We start from the raw sequence: 19,230 nt of genomic DNA, 5'->3' as shown, positions 1-19,230 counted from the left end.
CGGCGTGTCACTCCGTGTCGGAGTCGGCACCCACTTTGCGCCCACGCCGCTCGGTCACCGAGCTGACCATTCCCTCGGCCCGCTCGGTGAGCAGTTCACGGCCCTCCCGTCGAGCGGGCACGGCAACGAGACCGATCACCGTTCCTGCGAGCGCAACACCAACGACCAGCGCCAAGATCAACCACACCATGCATCCATTGTCCGACTTGACCTGTGTTTTACCAAAGCAAAACCCTTGGTATGGCGGGGAAACTTGCCCAATTCCCGCTTTCCCGCCGGTGAATGGCGGTCAAACGGCCGACGCAGGGTGAAACGAGCGGTCGCCGGGCCGCGTCATACCGCCACGACCAGCGGTCGACATGGCGTGCACGGCAGCCGGACCTTCGTTACCCTCATCCGGACGTACCCGAGAGAAGGATCACCTTGTGACCAACTATCCGAACGACCCCAACCAGCCCGGCGGCTACGGTGAGCAGCCGAAGGACGGCTCGGGCGACAGCTCGGGCAATCCGCAGTACGGAACTCCGGACTACAACTCTCCGCAATACGGTGCACCGCAGGAGGGTTCGCAGTACGGCGCGCAGCCCTACGGCTCGCCGCAGTACGGCACACCGGACAAGCAAGGCAACCCGTATGGCGCTCCCGTTCCGCAGGAGCACGACAAGTCGACCCTGATCATGATCCTCGGCATCCTGGCCATTCCGTGTTGTGGTCTGTTCACCGGCATCCCGGCGATCATCATGGGCCGCCAGGCCCTGGCCCAGATCGACTCCTCCGGCGGCATGCTGGGCGGTCGCGGCAAGGTGCAGGCCGGTTTCATCTGCGGCATCATCGGCACGGTCCTCTCGGTGCTCGGCGTGATCATCCGCCTCGCGAGCTGACGTCATACACGCAATAAGGCCGGTCACCGCACATGCGGTGACCGGCCCTTCGTCGTATGGCGTCAGGCCTGGTAGAGCCAGTTCCCCCAGGGCGTCCAGCGGTAGACGGTGAAGATCACCATCGCGACTGCGAAGATCGCCGTCGCGAGCTTCGGCGTCGTCAGCAGGACCGCGTTCGCCTCGCCCCGCGCCCGGCGCACGAACCACCGCACGATCAGCGCCGCCCCGGCGATCAGGATGAAGACGGCGGCCGCATTGCTGGTGAGCGCGTCGCCGATGTGGCCGCGGGTCAGGTCGTTCATCGCCCGCAAGCCACCGCACAGCGGGCACGGGTGTCCAGTGACTTCCAGGAACGGGCAGAACCCCCACGAACCGGACTGGTGCGGATCCCGAAAGTGCAACAGCACCAAGGCTCCGGCGCCGGCCGCGGCGGTCAACGCCGGCCCGCGCACCCGACGCGCGAACGACACCTCGGTGGCTTCTGCCCGGCCGCGCTGGATGGTCGTCACCGTCTCAGGCTAGGCCACCGCATCAACCCGAGTGTCCGCCGAGCAGCTTCATGAACGGCGTGACCTCGGTCGGCACGTCGACGCCCGAGTCACGTCCGGTGCTGGTCGGGGTGAATCCGGCGACCGCGTCACCACCGGTGGAGACCACGTGTGCGGCAAGTTCCGCCGCCGCACGCCCGGCCCGGCCGGCGAGATCGCGACCGGCGGCGCCACCGCCGAAGTCCTCGGTCGCGGCGAAGACGCCCGTGGGCATCACGACCGCGCGCAGGTGACTCAGCAGCGGACGCAGCGCGTGATCGAGCACCAGCGAGTGCCGTGGCGTGCCGGCGGTGGCCGCGATGATGACCGGCATACCGTTCAGCGCGTCGGTGTCTAGCGCGTCGAAGAACATCTTGAAGACACCCGTGTAGCTGGCTGCGAAGACCGGCGTCACCACGACGAGGCCGTCAGCGGCAGACACGGCACGCCGCAACTGGTCGAGTCGTGCCGTCGGCATACCGGCCGTTGCCATCATGGTGGCGAGATCGACTGCGTATTCACGCAGTTCATAGGTCTGTATGTCGACCGCCTCGCCTCGTCCACTGACCTCGGCGGCGACGGCGCCGGCGATCTGGTCGGCCAGCAAGCGGGTGCTGCTGGGCTGACTCAGACCGGCGGTCAGGACGACGAGACGGCGCGTCATACCGCGGCCTCCTCGGTCACTTGGTCGAGGCCGGCGGTTGCGCTGATCACCTTGCGGTGCGGTGAGTCCGGGCCTTCGGCGACCAGCGACGCGTGACTCGGCGGGTTGCTCGGCACGTGCTCCGGACGGCGCGCCTCGAACTCACGGCGCAGCACCGGCACGACCTCCTTGCCGAGGATCTCGATCTGCTCGAGCACGGCATCGAGTGGCAGGCCGGCGTGGTCGACCAGGAAGAGCTGACGCTGGTAGTCACCGACGTAGTCGGCGAAACCGAGGGTGCGCTCGATGACCTGCTGCGGCGTGCCGACGGTCAGCGGGGTGTCCCGGGTGAAGCTCTCCAGCGACGGGCCGTGTCCGTAGACCGGCGCGTTGTCGAAGTACGGCCGGAAGATCCGCTTGGCCTCCGCCTCGGTGTCTGCCATGAAGACCTGCCCACCCAGACCGACGATGGCCTGGTCCGCGGCGCCGTGCCCATAGTGCTCGAAGCGCTGCCGGTAGAGACGCACCATCGCCTGGGTGTGCTCCTTGTTCCAGAAGATGTGATTGTGGAAGAAGCCGTCTCCGTAGAACGCGGCCTGTTCCGCGATCTCCGGGCTGCGGATCGACCCGTGCCAGACGAACGGCGGGACGTCGTCCAGTGGCGCCGGTGCCAAGGTGTAACCGTGCAGTGGCGTGCGGAACTCGCCCTCCCAGTCAATGGCCGTCTCGCGCCAGAGCCGACGCAGCAGGTGGTAGTTCTCGACCGCCAGCGGGATGCCCTTGCGGATGTCCTTGCCGAACCACGGGTAGACCGGGCCGGTGTTGCCGCGACCGAGCATCAGGTCCACCCGACCGCCGGCCATGTGCTGCAGGTAGGCGTAGTCCTCCGCCAGCCGCACCGGATCGTTGGTGGTGATGAGCGTCGTGGCCGTCGACAGCTCCAGGTTGGTGGTCTGCGCGGCGATGTTGCTGAGCAGGATCGGTGGGTTGGCGGGCGCGACGAACGGCGGGTTGTGGTGCTCGCCGGTCGCGAAGACGTCCAGTCCGACCTCCTCGGCCTTCTTGGCGATGGCGACCATCGACTGCACGCGCTCCGCCTCGGTCGGCGTGCGCCCGGTCGTCGGGTCCTCGGTGACGTCACCGATGGTGAATACGCCGAACTGCATGTGACTCACTCCCTGATCTCGAAGTCTCTCAAATTTTAACTAACTGCCCGGTCCAACGGCAGCCCTTCGCGATCTATTCCAGAGCCCCCGGCCTGTCGCGACCCTTTTCGCCGAGAGGACACCCGTTCATCGAGAGGACACCCGATCTGAGCCCTCGCGGGACCACATCGGGTGTCCTCTGGATCGTCGCCTGTCCGCTCGGCGTATGGCGGGCCGGCGGGTTCCGCTAGATGATCACCCAGAGCAGCGAGGTGAGCGCCAGCCCGACCACGGAGATGATCGTCTCCATCACCGACCACGTCTTGAGGGTCTGCACGATCGTCAGTCCGAAGTACTCCTTGACCAGCCAGAATCCCGCGTCGTTGACGTGCGAGAAGAACAACGACCCGGCGCCCACCGCGAGCACCACGAGGGAGATGTGGGTCGACGACAGGCCAACCGCCAGCGGCGCGACGATGCCGGACGCGGTCACCGTGGCGACCGTGGCCGATCCGGTGGCCACTCGGATCAGGACGGCGACCATCCAGCCGAGCACCAGCGCCGACAGGCTTGCTGCCACTGCGATCTTGCCGATCGCGATGCCGGTCCCGCCGTCGAGCAGCACCTGCTTGAAACCACCGCCGGCACCGACGATGAAGGTGGCGCTCACGATCGGCTTCAGGCTGTCGCTCATCTTCTCGGTCAGCGTCTCGAGCGAGAAGCCCACGGACGTCCCGAAGGTCACCATCGCCATCAGCACCGCGAGCAGCAGCGCGACGACCGGCTCACCGATGAACTGCAGGAACGGATAGATCCAGGCGCTTTCGCTCATCCAGACCTCGGCGGCCGCGCGGATCAGCATCAGCACCACCGGGAAGAGGATGGTCGCGATCGTCCAGCCGAACGTCGGCCGCCGGGTCGCGTCGGCCGAGCCGGTTGCCGGAGCGGCCTCGACGCTGTCCTGGGTCGTGTCGACCCCGGTGTCGCCCACCAGGTTGCCGCCGGCGCCGGCGGCACCGATCGGCACCATCCGGGCGGCAAGGATCGCGAACAGCGGTCCGGCCACGATCACAGTGGGGATCGCGATCAGCAGACCGATCGCGAGCGTGGTGCCGACGTCACCGTGCAGGTTGGCGATCGCCGCGAGCGGCCCGGGGTGCGGCGGGATGAAGCCGTGCAGCACCGAAAGGCCGGCCAACGCTGGTATGGCGAGCATCATCGCCGGCTTCTTGGATCGCTTGATCGCCAGCATGATGACCGGGATCAACAGCACGAGGCCGATCTCGAAGAACATCGGGATACCGATGATGAAGGCGATCAGCGCCATCCGCCAGGGCAGCGCACCGCTGCCTCCGGTGAGGATCTTGTCGACGATCTCGTCGGCGCCGCCGGAGTCGGCGAGCAGTTTGCCGAGCATCGCGCCGAGCACGATCAGGACGCCGACGTTGCCGAGCACGGCGCCCACACCGGTCTCGAACGACAGGGCCACCTTCTCCAGGCTGATGCCGGAACCGATGCCGACGAACAGGCAGCCGATCGTCAGCGCGAGGAAGCCGTGCATCTTCAGCTTGATGATGAGCGCGACGATGATCGCGATGCCGATCACGGTGACGACGAGAGCTTGGGTGTCGTGACCGGCCCACGGCTCATGGATCTTCTTGATGTTGTCGTCGGCCGCGACCAAGGACATCTGATGGAGCGCTGTTGTCATGAATCTCTCCGTTTTTCAGGGGCTTTCGGCCTACTTGCGCAGGGAGGCACAGAAGGTGGCGGCGTTGCGGGTGATGTCGGACCAGCGGGCGTTCTCGACGTCGGACGGCGCGACCACCGACGTGCCGGCCGTCACTGCGAGGGCGCCCGCGGCGAGGAAGTCTGCGGCATTGCTCGCGCTCACCCCTCCGGAGGGGATGAGTGGGACGTCCGGGAACGGACCGTGCAGATCCGAGAGGTATGACGGGCCGACCGCGCGAGCCGGGAAGATCTTGACGACGTCGGCGCCGAGATCCACGGCAGTCATGACTTCGCTGGGCGTCAGTGCCCCGAGCACGACCGCGGCGCCCGCACGGTGGGCGACGTCGACGATCTCGCGGGCCCGCGGGCCGAGCCCGGGAGTGACGATGAACTGCGCACCGGCCGCGACAGCCGCTGCCGCCTGCTCACCGGAGGTCACCGTGCCGGCTCCGACGAAGGCACCGGTCCGCGACGCGGCCTCAGCCGCTGCACGCAGCAAATCGGTCAATCCCGGTGTGGTGAATGTCAGTTCGAGGACGCGGATGCCACCTGTCGACAGCGCGTCGGTCAGGGCGACCACGTCGTCGATCCTGGGTGCTCGCACGATCGACAGCACCCGATCCTGCTCCAGTGCCTCCAGCACTCCCGTCGGCTTGTCGCTCACAGTGGTTTTGTCCCTTCGTCGGTATGGCGCAGTGCGCGCCCTGGTAATGCGTCGGTACGTTCGCCGGCCTCGATGACCGGCCGACCGTTCACGAACACCCAGTCGATGCCGTCAGCTTGCTGGCGCGGTTCCTCGAAGGTGGCAGTGTCCGTGACCCGGTCCGGGTCGAAGAGCACCAGGTCCGCGGCATACCCCTCGCGCACCAGTCCGCGGCGGTCCAGTCGAAGCCGCGCGGCGGGCCGTCCGGTCAGGTGATGCACGCAGTCGACGAGGTCGAGCACGCCCAGTTCTCGAACGTACCGCGCCAGATAGCGCGGAAAGGTTCCCCAGGCACGTGGATGTGGCCGGTCGCCGACCAGGATCGCGTCGGACCCACCGCAGTGCGTGCGGTGCCGCATGATCGCCTGCACGTTCTCCTCGTGCCCGACGTGCTGCAGGATCGTCGTCGCGAGCTCGTCCAGCTGCAGCAGTTCGAAGAACTCCTCGGTCGCGGAACGGCCACTCGCGTCAGCGAGTTCGGCGACGGTGCGCCCCACGCGATCAGCGAGCGCCGGGTTCGCGACGCCACTGACCTGGATGGTCCGCCAGTCCGTCACGCAGCCGTGGCAGCCGTCGGTGCCGACATACTCGATCTCGTGGCCGATCCGGTCGCGCACCGCCGGGTCGGCCAACAGCCGCAACAGCTCGCTCGGCCCGCCGGTGGTCGCCCAGCTGGGCAGGATCGCGCTGAGCGTCGTCGCTCCCGGCAGGTAGGGGTAGGTGTCGAGGGTGATGTCGACGCCGCTCGCGAGCGCGTCGTCGATCAGTTGCAGCAACTCACCCGCGCGGCCCTTGTTGGGTTCGAAGTTCATCGTGGCGTGCGTCAGGTGCAGCGCGCACCCGGCCGCCCTGCTCACCTCGATCATCTCCTCGTACGCCGCAACGGCTCCCGCGCCGTACGACCGGTGGTGCGGGCTGTAGTACCCACCGTGTGCGGCCACCACACGCAGCAGCGCGATCAGTTCGTCGTCGTCGGCGAACATGCCTGGCGGATAGGTCAATCCGCTGCTCATGCCGAGCGCGCCCTGGTCGAGTCCGGCCGCGAGCAGGTCCTGCATCTGTTGCATCTGCTCGGGGGTCGCGCGCGCGTCGCCAGAGCCGACGACCATCAGCCGCAGGGTGCCCTGGGGCACCAAATACGCTGCGTTGCACGCGATCCCGCGGTCCAGTCGGTCGAGGTACTCCCCCACTGTGTCCCAGTCGTAGGCGAAACCCTCTGGGTCTCCGTTCCAGCCGGCGATCTGCCGGCGGAGTGCCGCGCGGGAGGGGGCGTCGATCGGCGCGAACGACAAGCCGTCCTGACCCAGCACCTCGAGCGTCACGCCCTGGCTCACCTTGGCGGTGTGATCTGCCTGCGCCAGGATCTGTATGTCGGAGTGCGCGTGCATATCGATGAATCCCGGTGCGAGCACTTGGCCTCCGGCATCCACGACTCGACGCGCCGGACCGGCCGCGCCCAGGCTGCGGTGGATGCCGGTGATCAGGCCGTCGCCGACGGTAACGTCCGCGCGGTAGGCGGCATCCCCGGAGCCATCGATGACGCTGGCGTCACGGATCAACCAATCGGCAGTCATCGCACTGGCTTTCAGAACCAAGTCCGTATCAGATCGACCACGACCGGGTCGTCGGCATCCGCGTCGTCGACGACCGGCACGAGGGTCCACTTGTCCAGTGCGGTGCACGGGTGCGACAGACCCAGTCGGAGTTCGTCACCGATCTGCACCGGTGCCGTCCCCGCTGCATCGAAGTGCAGGAAGCCGTGCTGATCGTTGAGCGCGGTGACGCTCACGTCGGCCAGATCGGCGACGCGGTCGTCGGGGGTGCGCGGGCGCAGTCGTTGAGCCTCCGGCAGACCTTCGTCGAACGGCAGATCCCGCTTACCGGCGTCGAAGATTGCGACGCCGGGCTCCGGTTGCGAGCTCACCCGGACCCAGCCGTGCATCGCCGACCGCAACGCAGGACCGATGGTGCGCGGGTGCTCTCCCAGCGGTGAGATGTTGCGGTAGAAGCCGTCGTCGTGCACGACGTACGCGCCGCTGCGCAGGACGACTCGGGCACCGGCGTCCGCGAGCGGGCGGAGCTCCTCGTCGACCACGTCGAAGTAGGCGCTCCCTCCGGCGCTCACCACTGGGGTGACGCCTTCCGGGTACAGAGCGGCCGCGGCGATGTGGTGGTGCACCTCCGCAAGGTCACGCAGGTATGCCGCGACGACGTCCCGGCTCTCCTGGTCCGCGGTGTGGGCGAGCGCGCCCTCGTATCCGGCCACGCCGGCGAGCTCGAGATGGGGCGAGTCCGCCACTGCCCCAGCAACTTCCAGCGCCGTCGACAGGTTACGGGCACCGGTCCGTCCACCGGCGCCACCGCGCTCGACCAACACACGCAACCGCGGGCGGTTGCCGACGGACGCGACATGCTCCGCGAGCGCTTCGTGCATCAGCTGCACGGTCCGCACGGCGTCGGCCCATACGTAGATCTCGTCCTGCGGGCGTGCGGCAAGCTCGTCGGCGATCCAGCGCAGGGACAGCGGCGAGATGATGCTGTTGGCGATCATCACGCGCTGCACGCCGAACGCCCGCGCAACCGCGAGTTGCGGCAGGTTGGCGACCGTGATCGCCCACGCGCCCGCCTCCAGCTGATCGGCCCACAGCGAGGGCGCCATTGTGGTCTTACCGTGCGGAGCGAGGTCGAATCCCCTTGCCGCGCACCAGGATGCGAGCGCAGCGATGTTGTGGTCGAGAACCGGCCGGGACAGCGTCAGCAATGGTGTCGGCAGCTCTGACAGCCGGGGACGACGGGCGCGGATCTCGGCGACCGTCATACCCCACAAGGCCGGCGGCATCCCCTTGTGGCGCCAGTCGATGCGCTCGTCCGACAGTGCCTCCAGCGCGGCGCGGTCCATGGGGTCGCCTCTTTCGGTTGCGTATTTTGCAACGCTCATTGCGTAATATGGCCGGTCATGTGTAGCATCGCCGCCATCGCAGCGTCAAGACCTCACATCGCGGAAGGTGCGCACCGGTGACGACGAATGACCGCAGTCGAGTGCTGTGCCTCGGTGAGGCCATGGTCGTGCTGCGTCCGGAGCAGCCCGGCGGTCTGGCCGGGTCCGATCTGCTGCGCCGTTCGGTGGGCGGCGCCGAGGCCAACGTCGCCGGCGCGCTTGTCGCGCTCGGCATATCGACGTGTTGGCTGTCCCGGCTCGGCAGTGACCCGTTCGGGGACTACGTCGCGCGCGACCTGCAGGAGCGTGGCGTCAACGTCCTCGCCGAGCACGACGAGGTCCACCCGACCGGGGTCTACCTCAAGGACTCCGGCCCCGCCGGCAGTCGAATGTTCTACTACCGCAGCGGATCTGCGGCGGCGGCCATGACCGGCGCGCTGCTGGACGACGCTGCTGTCGTCGACGCGCTCGAGCACTGCGACGCGGTGCACACCTCCGGCATCACCGCCGGCATCCTTGCTTCCGACAGCGACCTGCTGCGACGACTCGTCGACGCGCGTGACCGGCACGGATTCGTGCTCAGTGTCGACCTCAACTGGCGTCCGGCGTTGTGGCGCGGCCGTGACACGAGCACGTTGTGCGACCTGCTGCGCGCCGCCGACGTGGTGCTGCTCGGCGAGGACGAAGCGGGCGTCGCGCTCGGCGCGAGCACGCCGGAGCAGGTGCGCGAGATCGTCGGTGACCGTCCCCGCATCGTGCTCAAGTCCGATGCACACGTCGCCCGGGAGATCACACCTGAAGGCGTGACCACGGCCGTCCGCGCCCTGCAGGTCGAGGTCGTCGAACCCGTGGGCGCCGGTGACGGTTTCGCCGCCGGTTACCTGACCGGCATGCTGTGCGGGTATGACGCGAAGGAGCGGCTCCGACTCGGGCATCTCAGCGCGGCGTCGGTGCTCGCCGAGCCCGGTGATCACGCGAGCCGGCTGCCCGACGCCACGGTGCGACGTGCCCTTGTGACCGCAACCGACGAGGACTGGGCGCACACGTCGGTGAGCTGCCGCGGCATCGAATCCCCTGCGCTGCAAGCGATTCGGGGAGCCAAATGAGCCAGAGCCTCGCCCGCGCGTTGCAAATCCTGGCCGAGCTCGATGCCGGCGGCCGGTCGCTCGACGAACTCGCCCGGTCGCTGGAGGTGCACAAGACGACCGTACTGCGCCTGTTGCGCACGCTGGAGGATGACCGCTTCGTACGCCGCGACGACAACCACCGCTACTTCCTCGGGTCACGGCTCTTCGAGCTCGGCACGAGTTCGTTGGAGCAACACACGATCCGCGACATCGCACTGCCGCACCTGGAGAACCTCGGCCGGCAGACCGGTGGGCAGGCGATCCACCTGGCGGCATACGAGAGCGGGCGCGCGATCTACATCGCCAAGGTCGAGAGCACCAGCTCGGTGCGGATGTATTCGCGAGTCGGCCTGATCGCCCCCGTGCACGCGACCGCCGTCGGCAAGGTGCTGACCTGCGAGCTACCGGAGCGACAACTCGCAATCGCGCTGGCAGCCACGGACTTCCGGCCGTTCACCCGGCGGACCATCACCACCCAGGACGCCTTCCGCGCCGAGCTGGCGACGGTCCGCGAGCAGGGTTGGGCCGAGGACTCGGCCGAGCACGAGGACTTCATCAACTGCGTCGGCGCACCGATCCGGGACAGCGCCGGCCGGATCATCGCCGCTGCCTCGATCTCGGTGCCGGATGTCATCCTGGACCGGGACGGGGTGCACGACCTGCTTCCGTCGCTACAACAGACCACCGCCGCCATCGCGGCCGATTGGGCCAGCACAACAGAGAGGACATGACATGCCCGCACAGCAGATCAAGACCGACAAGGCACCGGTGCCCGCCGGACCCTACTCACCGGGAGTCGTCAAGAACGGCATCGTCCAGGTCTCCGGCCAGACCGGCGTCGACCCGGCGACCGGCAAGCTCGCGGACGGCCTCACCGCCCAGACCGCGCAGACCTTCGCCAACGTCGAGGCCATCCTGACCGCCGGCGGCGCGTCCTGGGCCGACGTCATCTCGATGCGCGTCTACCTCACCGAGCCCGAGCACTTCGCCGAGATGAACGCCGCCTACGACGCCTACCTGCGTGAGCGCATCGGCGACGACGGGGTGCTCCCCTGCCGCACGACCATCATGTGCGCCCTGGCCAACCCCGAACTGCTGGTCGAGATCGACGCCATGGCCGTCCTGGGCTGAGCCTTCCTGCGCGGCGCGACCACTCTCGCCGACAGGACAGTCGATCATCGAGTGGACACCGAATTTCGGGCGAAATCGGCCGAATCGCCTGTCCTCCCGGTGCATCGCCTGTCCTGTCGGCATTGGGGGGGCCGTATGGCGAGAGGGACTGCGTGCGGGACCTGTGGACAACTTCTGCGGGCGACCGACGGGAAGTGCGACGCTCGGGCGTCATGAGCGTGGCACCGAGTGACCCGACCCCGACCCCGACATCGACCGCCGGGGCGTTGGACGCGCATCGCCGCGAACGAAGCGAGCACGTGATGCGCCTTCGGAGCTTCGTGCGGTCCACGTCCGCTGCCCGATTGGCGGCCTTCGGTCTATCCGTCGGTGACGGTCACGGCCAGCTGATGAGACTGCGGCAAGCCGCCTACACGAGCGGGCTCGGCGATCTCAGTCCGGACGACGTGCTCATCGTGAAGGCGTGCATGGTGCAGCAGGCCACTGCTCGACCGGTCGTCTTCTCTCACAGCACATCCGACGCCATCTGGGCAGCGCCGACGATCGGAACCCGCACCGAACTCGTCGAATACGTCATGCCCCCGGGTGCGCAAGGTCGAAGCGCCGATGTGCGTCGACGACGGACCGGCCAGATGACCGAGTGCGTGGAGATCGGTGGCCTGCTCGTGACGCCATACGATCGGATGGTCGTCGATCACGCACGGCACGCCCAACTCGAGTCGGCAGTCTCGGTGTGCGACAACGCACTTCACCTCGGCCTGGCCACCCGTGAAGCGTTGCTCGCCGAGCACGACAGAGTCCCAAAAGGTCGCCGAGGTCGGAGTATGGCGCAACTCGCCATACATCTCGCCGATGCGAGAGCCGAGTCGCCGCTCGAGTCGTTGAGCCGGACGCGGATGTTCCAGACCAGTCTGCCGATGCCCGAACTGCAGGCGAAGTTCTATGACTGCGACGGACTCATCGGACGCACCGACTTCTACTGGCCGGTTCTCGGCCTCGTCGGAGAGTGCGACGGCGCCCTGAAATATGCTGTGCCGCAAGGCGACTCGGGGCAAACTGCAGTGGACGCACTCATGCAGGAGAAGGAGCGGGAGAAGCGTCTACGGCGCCACTCCGAAGTGGACGACGTCGCCCGGTGGAACTGGGACGAGGCGCTGCCGCCCGGTCGCTTGCACGGCCTGCTCGCCGCACATCGCCTCCGGTCGGTGCTGGACGGTGGTTGGCCCGTTCCGGACGGCCCGCTCCCGAAGCGTGCCTTCGTCTGCTGACTCCAACCGTCTCGGCCAACACGTGCCTCCCCGGGTGCTCTCCTTCGCCGAGCGGATACCGCCTTATCGAGAGGACAGGCGATTCGCCCGATTTCGGCCTGAATCGGGCATCCTCCCGACCATCGGCTGTCCCCTCGGCGAAGGGGTGGGTCAGCTCATGGAGGACAGGACGGGTATGCCGGAGTCGGCCACCGTCTTGCCCTCGGTGACGCTGTGCGTGGTCTCCAGCTGAACACCGCCGCCGGGCAGCACGTCCTTGATGCGCTGGGACACGACCGTCGTCACGCCGTCACCGCGCATGCTGACGCCATACAACGCGTCCGCGACCTCCATGGTGCGCTTCTGGTGCGTGATGACGATCAGCTGACTGGAGTCACGCAGCTCCTCGAAGAGCGTGATCAGCCGGCCGAGGTTGGCGTCGTCGAGCGCGGCCTCGACCTCGTCCATGATGTAGAACGGGCTCGGGCGCGCCTTGAAGATCGCGACCAGCAGAGCCACCGCGACGAGTGACCGCTCGCCACCGGACAGCAGCGACAGCCGCTTGATCTTCTTGCCCGGTGGGCGGGCCTCCACCTCGATGCCGGTCGTGAGCATGTTGCTCGGGTCGGTCAGCGTGATGCGACCCTCGCCGCCGGGGAACAGCCGGCTGAAGACGCCCTCGAACTCCCGCGCGGTGTCCTCGAACGCCTCGCTGAACGCCTGCTCCACCCGCTTGTCGACCTCGTCGACGATCGAGAGCAGGTCCTCCTTGGAGTTCTTGAGGTCCTCGAGCTGCTCGGTGAGGAACTTGTGCCGCTCCTCCAGCGCCGCAAACTCTTCCAGCGCAAGGGGATTGACGCGTCCCAGCTGGCTGAGCTTGCGCTCTGCGGACCGCAGCCGCTTCTCCTGCGCCTCGCGCACGAACGCGATCGGCTCGGGCAGGTTGTCCGGATCGTCGTCCGGTCCGGGCACGTGCGGGATCAGCTGGTGCGGGCCGAACTCCTCGACGAGCACGTCGGGGTCGATGCCATGCTCCTCGACCGCCTTGGTCTGCAGCGTCTCGATGCGCAGTCGTTGCTGGGCGCGGGCGACCTCGTCACGGTGCACGGTATCGGTCAGCTCACGCAGCTCGTCGCCGACCGCGGTCACCCGGGCCCGCTCCGCCTTCAACGCGGTGTCCAGCTCGCCCTTGATGCGGTCGGCTTCGGTACGGCGCTCGGCCGCCACCTCGAGCAGCTGTGTCACGACGCCCACCGCGTGCCCGGCACCGGTCTGGACCGCTGCGGCCACCCGGGCCTCACGCGCTCGGCGCTCCCGACGCGCCCGCGCACGTTCGCGTGCTTCGATCTCCGAACGGGCAGCGGACTCCAGGGACTTCGCGCGGTCTGCCAGTGACTTCGCCCGCTCCTCGCGGGTGCGCAAGGACAGCCGTTGCTCGGTCTCGGCGCTGCGCGCGGCGGCGGCTTCGGCGGCCAACCGGTCGCGCTCGTCGGTGGTCGGCTCCTCCTCGGACGGCTCCTCCAGCGCGGCGGCCAGGCGCGCCTCGAGGTCGACCAGCTCCTCGCGGCCGGCGGCCAACTGCTTCTCCGCCTCGGCGTGCTGCAACTGCAGCCGCTCACGCTCCGCCCTGGCGCCGCGCATCACCTGGCCGAGCTGGCTCAGCTGCTCGGCGACGGCGGACATCCGGGCGTCGGACTCGTTGAGGCGATCCAGCGCGGCGTCGACGTCGGCGCTGAGCTCCACGGCTTTCGCCTTGGCCTGCTCGGCGGCGAACTGCGCCTTCTCCCGCCGGTGGGTCGCCTGCCCGACCCGCTCCCGCGTTTCGTCGACCGCGGACTGGATCTCGAGCATGCTGGGTGCTCCCGCCGACCCACCGCGAACGAAACCGGCGGCATACAGGTCACCGTCGGGCGTCACAGCGACAACCCGATCGCCAAGTGCGACAACGGCTTTCGCGACATCGACGGAGTCAACGAGTGCGACCCGAGACAGCAGTGCCTCGACCGTCGCCTGTATGTCGGAGGGCGCTCCGATCACCTCGCGCGCCCAGCGGGCGCCGGTCGGCAGTGCCGGCCAGGTGTCGGTCGCCTCCGGCGTCGCGCCGCGGAAAAGCATGCCCGCGCGTCCGGCGTCGTCGGTGCGCAGCGCCTGGACCGCGTCGGCGGCCTGGTCGAAGGAATCAGCGACGACCGCGTCGGCTGCCCAGCCGAGCGCCGCCGCGATCGCGGCCTCATGTCCGGGCTCGACGGACACCAGCTCGGAGACCGAGCCGCGCAGTCCGCTGGCACCCTCCGCTCCGAGTAGGTGTGCAGCGCCGTCCTTGCGGCGCAGGCTCAGCTCCAGCGCCTCGAGCCGGGCCTGCTGGCCGGTGCGGTCGCGCTCGGCGGCGCGCTCCTCCTCGCGGGCGGCCTCGAATGCCTCCTTGACCTCGTCGAGTTTCTGCTGCGCTTGCTCGTATGCCGTGTCGAGGTCTTCCTCGCCGGCCTCGTCCTGGGCGATGGTCGCCTCGAGGGCCGCGAATTCCTTCTCAGCGCGCGTGGATCGCTCGACGACCTCCGCCATACTCGCGGTGAGGCGGCCGAGCTCCGACTCGCGTGCCTCGGTGCGGCTGCGGCGAGCGCCGACCTGACCCTCCAACTTGGCCAGACCCTCCCGCCGGTCGGCTGCGGCGCGCGCGAGTTTGGTCAGCCGTTGCTGCTCCGCCTGGTGTGCCTGCTCGAGGTCGGCGCGGCGTTCGCTGGCCTGCTCCAGGGCGACCTGCGCCTGCGCGATCTGCTGCTGCAGCTGGTCGTGCTCGTCGTGGACCTTCGCGGCCTGTTGCTGCAACTGCTCGGGGCTGCGGCCGGTGCGCGACTCCTCGTGCTGGTCGTCCTCGGACAGCAGTCGCACCCGCTCGGCGGCCAGGGTCGCGGTCGCCTCGATCCGCTCCTTGAGCGAGGAGAGGCCGAACCACTGCTCCTGCGTCTTGGTCAGCGCCGGTGAGATCTGCGCGGTCTCGCGTTCCAGTTGCTCCAGCCGCGCCTTGGCCGCGGCGAGCGACTTCTCCACCGACTGCTGACGCTCGAGCAGCGCGGTCTCGTCAGCCACCTCCTGCTCGAGGTTGCTGGTCAGCTGGGCAAGATCGTCGGCCAGCAGCCGCAGCCGGGCGTCGCGTACGTCGGACTGGATGGTGGCGGCCTTGCGGGCGGTCTCGGCCTGCCGACCGAGCGGTCCCAACTGGCGGCGGATCTCGGTCGTCAGGTCGGTGACGCGGGCCAGGTTGGCTTCCATCGCGTCGAGCTTGCGCAACGCACGTTCCTTGCGCTTACGGTGCTTGAGGACGCCGGCGGCCTCCTCGATGAAGCCGCGGCGCTCCTCCGGAGTGGCGCGCAGCACGGCGTCGAGCTGACCCTGGCCGACGATGACGTGCATCTCGCGGCCGATGCCGGAGTCGGACAGCAGTTCCTGGATGTCCAGCAGCCGGCAGGAGGTGCCGTTGATGGCGTATTCGGATCCGCCACCCTTGAACATCGTGCGGCTGATCGTCACCTCGGTGTAGTCGATCGGCAGCGCACCGTCGGAGTTGTCGATCGTCAGCGTCACCTCGGCGCGACCCAAAGGTGCGCGGCCGGCGGTGCCGGCGAAGATGACGTCCTCCATCTTGCCGCCGCGCAGGCTCTTGGCGCCCTGCTCCCCCATCACCCAGGCAAGCGCGTCCACGACGTTGGATTTGCCGGAGCCGTTGGGCCCGACGATGCAGGTGATGCCCGGCTCGAGCTTCATCGAGGTCGCCGAGGCGAAGGACTTGAAGCCCTTCAGGGTCAGGCTCTTGACGTACACGAGCGGGCGGGCTCCTCTGCGGCGCTGGTATGGCGATCGCGGCCACTCTACTTGGCGCGGTGCGGTGAGCCGCGCAATGACGGGCGGACGGGCGTACCGAGCTCTCCCCTGGGGAGACTTACGCACGCACAACCCGAGTTCGTCCGTACCGAACCCTCCCCTGGGGAGACTTATGCACGCACAACCCGAGTTCGTCCGTACCGAACCCTCCCCTGGGGAGACTTATGCACGCCCGCCCGGGCCGGCTCGGAACTTCAGCCCAGCGCGAGCTTCAGACCGGCATGACTGTGCACGAAGCCGAGCGACTCGTAGAAACGGATGGCGCCGTCGCGCTGCAGGTCGCTCGTCAGCTGCACCAGCACGGCGCCCTCCTGACGAGCCTGCTCGATCACGAACGTGAAGAGTGCTCGGCCCACGCCCTGGCCACGCAGCGTCTCGGAGACCCGCACCGCTTCGATCTGGGCGCGCAGCGCACCGCCGCGCGACAGGCTACGCACGAAACCGAGTTGCAGCGTGCCGACCACGGACTCCTGCTCGTCCAGGAGCACCAGCAAGTGCTCGGTCGGGTCGGCGTCGATCGCTGCGAAGGCCTCGTCATACAGGTCGCTCACGCCGGACTCGCGATCCCGACCGAGGATGTCGTTCGCGAGCAACGCGACGATGGCCGGCACGTCGGCCGCGATCGCTTCAGTCACTCCGACCCCGGGGACGCCCGGCAGTGGCGTCGCCTCGCGCGTCATACGGCCGAGCGGTCGGTGAAGACGACCGGCGCATCGTCGGTGATCGCGATGGTGTGCTCGGAGTGCGCGCCGCGGGAGCCGTCGGCCGAGCGCAGCGTCCAGCCGTCCGGGTCGGTGTAGATCTCGTCGGTCTCGCGCATGAACCACGGCTCGATCGCGATGACGAGTCCGGGGCGTAGCTTCATCCCGCGACCGGGGCGGCCGTCGTTGGCCACGTGCGGGTCGCCGTGCATGGTGCGGCCGACACCGTGGCCGCCGAACTGGGTGTTGACCGTGTAGCCCGCATCGCGGGCGACCTCCCCGATGGTGGCGGAGATGTCACCGAGCTTGTTGCCGGTGCGCGCGACGTCGATCGCGGCCGCGAGCGCCTTCTCGGTCGTCTCGATGACACGCAGGTCCTCCGGGTCCGGTGTGCCGACGACCACGGAGAGGGCCGAGTCGGAGACCCACCCGTCGACGCTTGCCGCGAAGTCGACCGACAGCAGGTCGCCGTCACGCAGCGCGTAGTCATGCGGAAGCCCGTGCAGCACGGCGTCGTTGACGCTGGTGCACAGCACCTTGCCGAACGGCATCGCGCCGAAGCTGGGGTGATAGTCGATGTAGCAGGACTCGGCGCCGGCGTCGCGAATCATCTTGTGCGCCAACGCATCCAGCTCAAGCAGGTTGACTCCGACAGCAGCGGCGTCCTGCAGCGCGGTCAGCACGGATGCGACGAATCGGCCGGCGGGTCGCATCGCCTCGATCTCGGCAGGGGTCTTGAGTTCGATCACCAGGACACCGTATGCCGAGAGCGCGCGACGCGCCGCATCGTCCCGCAGGTGGAGGGATATCCTGAAGGCGGGAACGGACAAGGCTGCCGAACCTGCTGGTCGATCTGCTCCACGCGGCAACCTTGGGTTGCTCCACGAGGTGATCGAGATGGTTCTGCTCGGAGTGCTGCTCGTCCTGATCGGGGTGGCGGTGGTCGTCGTCGAGGCCCACGTCACGACGGCCGGGGTCCTGGGGGTCGCCGGCACGCTGTCCACGGCGACTGGTGTCGGATTGATCCTCGCCGCCACGGGTGCGCCGCTGTGGGTGACGATCCCCGTCGCCGCTCTCATGGCGATCGCCGGCCTGGTGACCATGCTGGTGATTGCGCGCGAAGTGATCGTCGCGGGCAGCCAGGAGTTGCAGACCGGCCCCGAGGCGCTGATCGGCCGTAAGGCGGTCGTCAAGACATGGTCCGGCAACGCGGGTCGCGTGATGGCCGACGGCGCGTTGTGGAACGCCGAGCCGGCGTTCGGCTGGGAAGAACCGATGCCCGTCCCGGGTGACACCGTCATCGTCACCGAGCTCGACGGATTGTCCGTGTCCGTCCGCCGCCCGCACGCCTGGGAGGTGAAGCCGGTATGGAAGCCATCATCACTCTCGTTGTGATCCTGGGGTTCATCCTCGTCGCGCTGCTCGGCTCGTCGGTGCGGATCCTGCGCGAATACGAGCGCGGTGTCATCTTCCGGCTCGGCCGGCTCGTGACCCTCAAGGAACCGGGTCTCGCGCTGCTGATCCCGGTCGTCGATCGCATGGTGCGGGTCGACCTGCGCATCGTGACCCTCAATGTGCCGGCGCAGGACATCATCACCCGCGACAACGTCCCGGTCCGTGTCACGGCGGTGGCCTACTTCCGGGTGATGGACGCCAATCACGCGATCGTCGAGGTCGAGAACTTCCTGGCGGCCACCACCCAGATCGCCCAGACATCGCTGCGCGCCGTGCTCGGCAAGGCCGAACTGGACACGTTGTTGTCCGAGCGCGAGCGGCTGAACGAGGACCTGCAGAAGGTCATCGACCAACAGACCGAGCCGTGGGGCGTGAAGGTGTCGGTCGTCGAGATCAAGGACGTCGAGATCCCGGCGAGCATGCAGCGAGCCATCGCGCGGCAGGCGGAGGCGGAGCGCGAGCGCCGCGCCAAGGTCATCAACGCCGAGGGCGAGTTCCAGGCGTCGAGGCAGCTGGCCAACGCCGCGGACGTCATGAGCCGCAACCCGACGGCCCTGCAACTGCGCTACCTGCAGACGCTCGTCGAGATCGGCGGCACCAGCAAGTCCTCGGTGGTGATCCCGTTGCCGCTGGATGTCATGCAGCCACTGCTCAACCAGCTGAACGGCCACACCACGAAGCAGCCCGACGACGACGGCTCAGTGCCACTCGAGGGCCCGGACCCCCAGCGTGACGACGCCCCCGAAGAACGCGATCCCGAGCAGCGGCCAACCGACCAGCCACCAGCCGCGACGGAGTGACAGCGCCATACCGCCCCAGACGATCAGCAAGCACAGCACCAGCGAGCCGATGCCGAACCACTGGAACAGCCTGAAGCGATCGCCCTGGCACACCCAGGCGTCGCCCGGCTGCGGCTTGTTCGGCGGCACGCAGTTGACGATGTGATCGCCCGGAAAGCCCACCTGCAGGATCGTCTGGAGCCAGGAGAACACCGTCAGCGGGAGCGCGAGCAGGGCCGCCGCGATCACGTCGATGATCCGCGGCACGGTCCACTCGCGCTCCTTCACACCCTGAATGTATGGCGCCCGCCCCGTGCGCACCGGCCTTTTCGATCCAGCAGAA

General features: G+C 68.4%; 19 protein-coding genes. 7 read left to right on the top strand and 12 right to left on the bottom strand.

All coding sequences use genetic code 11. The features are described from left to right. Positions 1 to 7: 7 nt before the first annotated feature. Positions 8 to 190 carry a hypothetical protein gene (locus tag IEX71_RS03245; RefSeq protein WP_188835493.1) on the bottom strand — a complete coding sequence of 61 codons (183 nt, stop codon included), beginning with the start codon at positions 188 to 190 and terminating at the stop codon, positions 8 to 10. A gap of 235 nt (positions 191 to 425) precedes the next feature. Between IEX71_RS03245 and IEX71_RS03240 the strand changes: the two genes are divergently transcribed. Then, positions 426 to 881, top strand: coding sequence for a DUF4190 domain-containing protein (locus tag IEX71_RS03240; protein WP_188835492.1), 456 nt, complete (start codon positions 426 to 428; stop codon positions 879 to 881). A gap of 62 nt (positions 882 to 943) precedes the next feature. Here the strand turns inward: IEX71_RS03240 and IEX71_RS03235 are convergent, their stop codons facing one another. The 7 genes from IEX71_RS03235 to IEX71_RS03205 form a co-directional block, all read right to left on the bottom strand. Then, positions 944 to 1,390: a DUF2752 domain-containing protein gene (locus IEX71_RS03235; RefSeq protein WP_229749418.1), complete on the bottom strand. Its 447-nt coding sequence runs from the start codon at positions 1,388 to 1,390 to the stop codon at positions 944 to 946. Between the two features lie 22 nt (positions 1,391 to 1,412). After that, positions 1,413 to 2,072 carry a CE1759 family FMN reductase gene (locus IEX71_RS03230; protein WP_188835491.1) on the bottom strand — a complete coding sequence of 220 codons (660 nt, stop codon included), beginning with the start codon at positions 2,070 to 2,072 and terminating at the stop codon, positions 1,413 to 1,415. Then, positions 2,069 to 3,217 carry an LLM class flavin-dependent oxidoreductase gene (locus IEX71_RS03225; protein WP_188835490.1) on the bottom strand — a complete coding sequence of 383 codons (1,149 nt, stop codon included), beginning with the start codon at positions 3,215 to 3,217 and terminating at the stop codon, positions 2,069 to 2,071. Before IEX71_RS03225 ends, IEX71_RS03230 begins: the two co-directional genes overlap by 4 nt. Before the next feature lie 226 nt (positions 3,218 to 3,443). Further along, entirely contained in the window at positions 3,444 to 4,886 is a 1,443-nt protein-coding gene (locus tag IEX71_RS03220) for a GntT/GntP/DsdX family permease (RefSeq protein ID WP_188835867.1), read from the bottom strand. Positions 4,887 to 4,937: 51 nt separating this feature from the next. Then, the gene (locus tag IEX71_RS03215) at positions 4,938 to 5,591 is read right to left on the bottom strand and encodes a bifunctional 4-hydroxy-2-oxoglutarate aldolase/2-dehydro-3-deoxy-phosphogluconate aldolase (RefSeq protein ID WP_229749416.1); all 654 of its coding nucleotides are present in this window, start codon (positions 5,589 to 5,591) and stop codon (positions 4,938 to 4,940) included. Further along, positions 5,588 to 7,204 carry an N-acyl-D-amino-acid deacylase family protein gene (locus IEX71_RS03210; RefSeq protein WP_188835489.1) on the bottom strand — a complete coding sequence of 539 codons (1,617 nt, stop codon included), beginning with the start codon at positions 7,202 to 7,204 and terminating at the stop codon, positions 5,588 to 5,590. The genes IEX71_RS03215 and IEX71_RS03210 overlap by 4 nt, the downstream gene beginning before the upstream one ends. 11 nt (positions 7,205 to 7,215) lie before the next feature. Beyond that, the gene (locus IEX71_RS03205; RefSeq protein WP_229749415.1) at positions 7,216 to 8,529 is read right to left on the bottom strand and encodes a type III PLP-dependent enzyme domain-containing protein; all 1,314 of its coding nucleotides are present in this window, start codon (positions 8,527 to 8,529) and stop codon (positions 7,216 to 7,218) included. 116 nt (positions 8,530 to 8,645) lie between these two features. On the opposite strand from IEX71_RS03205, the gene IEX71_RS03200 reads away from it, so the two are divergent. The 4 genes from IEX71_RS03200 (at position 8,646) to IEX71_RS03185 (ending at position 12,094) form a co-directional block, all read left to right on the top strand. Continuing rightward, the gene (locus IEX71_RS03200) at positions 8,646 to 9,674 is read left to right on the top strand and encodes a sugar kinase (RefSeq protein ID WP_229749414.1); all 1,029 of its coding nucleotides are present in this window, start codon (positions 8,646 to 8,648) and stop codon (positions 9,672 to 9,674) included. Then, the gene (locus tag IEX71_RS03195; protein WP_188835487.1) at positions 9,671 to 10,426 is read left to right on the top strand and encodes an IclR family transcriptional regulator; all 756 of its coding nucleotides are present in this window, start codon (positions 9,671 to 9,673) and stop codon (positions 10,424 to 10,426) included. Before IEX71_RS03200 ends, IEX71_RS03195 begins: the two co-directional genes overlap by 4 nt. A gap of 1 nt (position 10,427) precedes the next feature. Continuing rightward, positions 10,428 to 10,826: a RidA family protein gene (locus tag IEX71_RS03190; RefSeq protein WP_188835486.1), complete on the top strand. Its 399-nt coding sequence runs from the start codon at positions 10,428 to 10,430 to the stop codon at positions 10,824 to 10,826. A 212-nt stretch (positions 10,827 to 11,038) separates the two neighbouring features. Next, on the top strand, positions 11,039 to 12,094 hold the full coding sequence (locus IEX71_RS03185) for a hypothetical protein (protein ID WP_188835485.1): 1,056 nt from the start codon (positions 11,039 to 11,041) through the stop codon (positions 12,092 to 12,094). Positions 12,095 to 12,244: 150 nt separating this feature from the next. On the opposite strand, the gene smc is transcribed toward IEX71_RS03185, so the two are convergent. The 3 genes from smc to map all read right to left on the bottom strand — a co-directional run bounded on the left by smc (position 12,245) and on the right by map (position 17,402). Beyond that, on the bottom strand, positions 12,245 to 15,892 hold the full coding sequence (gene smc, locus IEX71_RS03180) for a chromosome segregation protein SMC (protein WP_188835484.1): 3,648 nt from the start codon (positions 15,890 to 15,892) through the stop codon (positions 12,245 to 12,247). 254 nt (positions 15,893 to 16,146) lie between these two features. Beyond that, positions 16,147 to 16,632 (bottom strand): GNAT family N-acetyltransferase, encoded by a 486-nt coding sequence (locus IEX71_RS03175; RefSeq protein ID WP_188835483.1) that lies wholly within the window; start codon positions 16,630 to 16,632, stop codon positions 16,147 to 16,149. After that, positions 16,629 to 17,402, bottom strand: a complete 774-nt coding sequence (map, locus tag IEX71_RS03170) for a type I methionyl aminopeptidase (RefSeq protein ID WP_188835482.1) — start codon at positions 17,400 to 17,402, stop codon at positions 16,629 to 16,631. Before map ends, IEX71_RS03175 begins: the two co-directional genes overlap by 4 nt. A 148-nt stretch (positions 17,403 to 17,550) precedes the next feature. Between map and IEX71_RS03165 the strand changes: the two genes are divergently transcribed. Continuing rightward, positions 17,551 to 18,048: an NfeD family protein gene (locus tag IEX71_RS03165; RefSeq protein ID WP_188835481.1), complete on the top strand. Its 498-nt coding sequence runs from the start codon at positions 17,551 to 17,553 to the stop codon at positions 18,046 to 18,048. After that, positions 18,021 to 18,908 (top strand): slipin family protein, encoded by an 888-nt coding sequence (locus IEX71_RS03160; RefSeq protein ID WP_188835480.1) that lies wholly within the window; start codon positions 18,021 to 18,023, stop codon positions 18,906 to 18,908. The genes IEX71_RS03165 and IEX71_RS03160 overlap by 28 nt, the downstream gene beginning before the upstream one ends. On the opposite strand, the gene IEX71_RS03155 is transcribed toward IEX71_RS03160, so the two are convergent. Beyond that, positions 18,807 to 19,175 (bottom strand): hypothetical protein, encoded by a 369-nt coding sequence (locus IEX71_RS03155; RefSeq protein WP_188835479.1) that lies wholly within the window; start codon positions 19,173 to 19,175, stop codon positions 18,807 to 18,809. The two genes, IEX71_RS03160 and IEX71_RS03155, sit on opposite strands and share 102 nt — an antisense overlap. Between the last annotated feature and the right edge of the window lie 55 nt (positions 19,176 to 19,230).

The organism is Flexivirga endophytica (assembly GCF_014640635.1).
GTDB lineage: Bacteria > Actinomycetota > Actinomycetes > Actinomycetales > Dermatophilaceae > Flexivirga > Flexivirga endophytica.
This window is presented reverse-complemented; position numbering and strand designations above follow the sequence as displayed.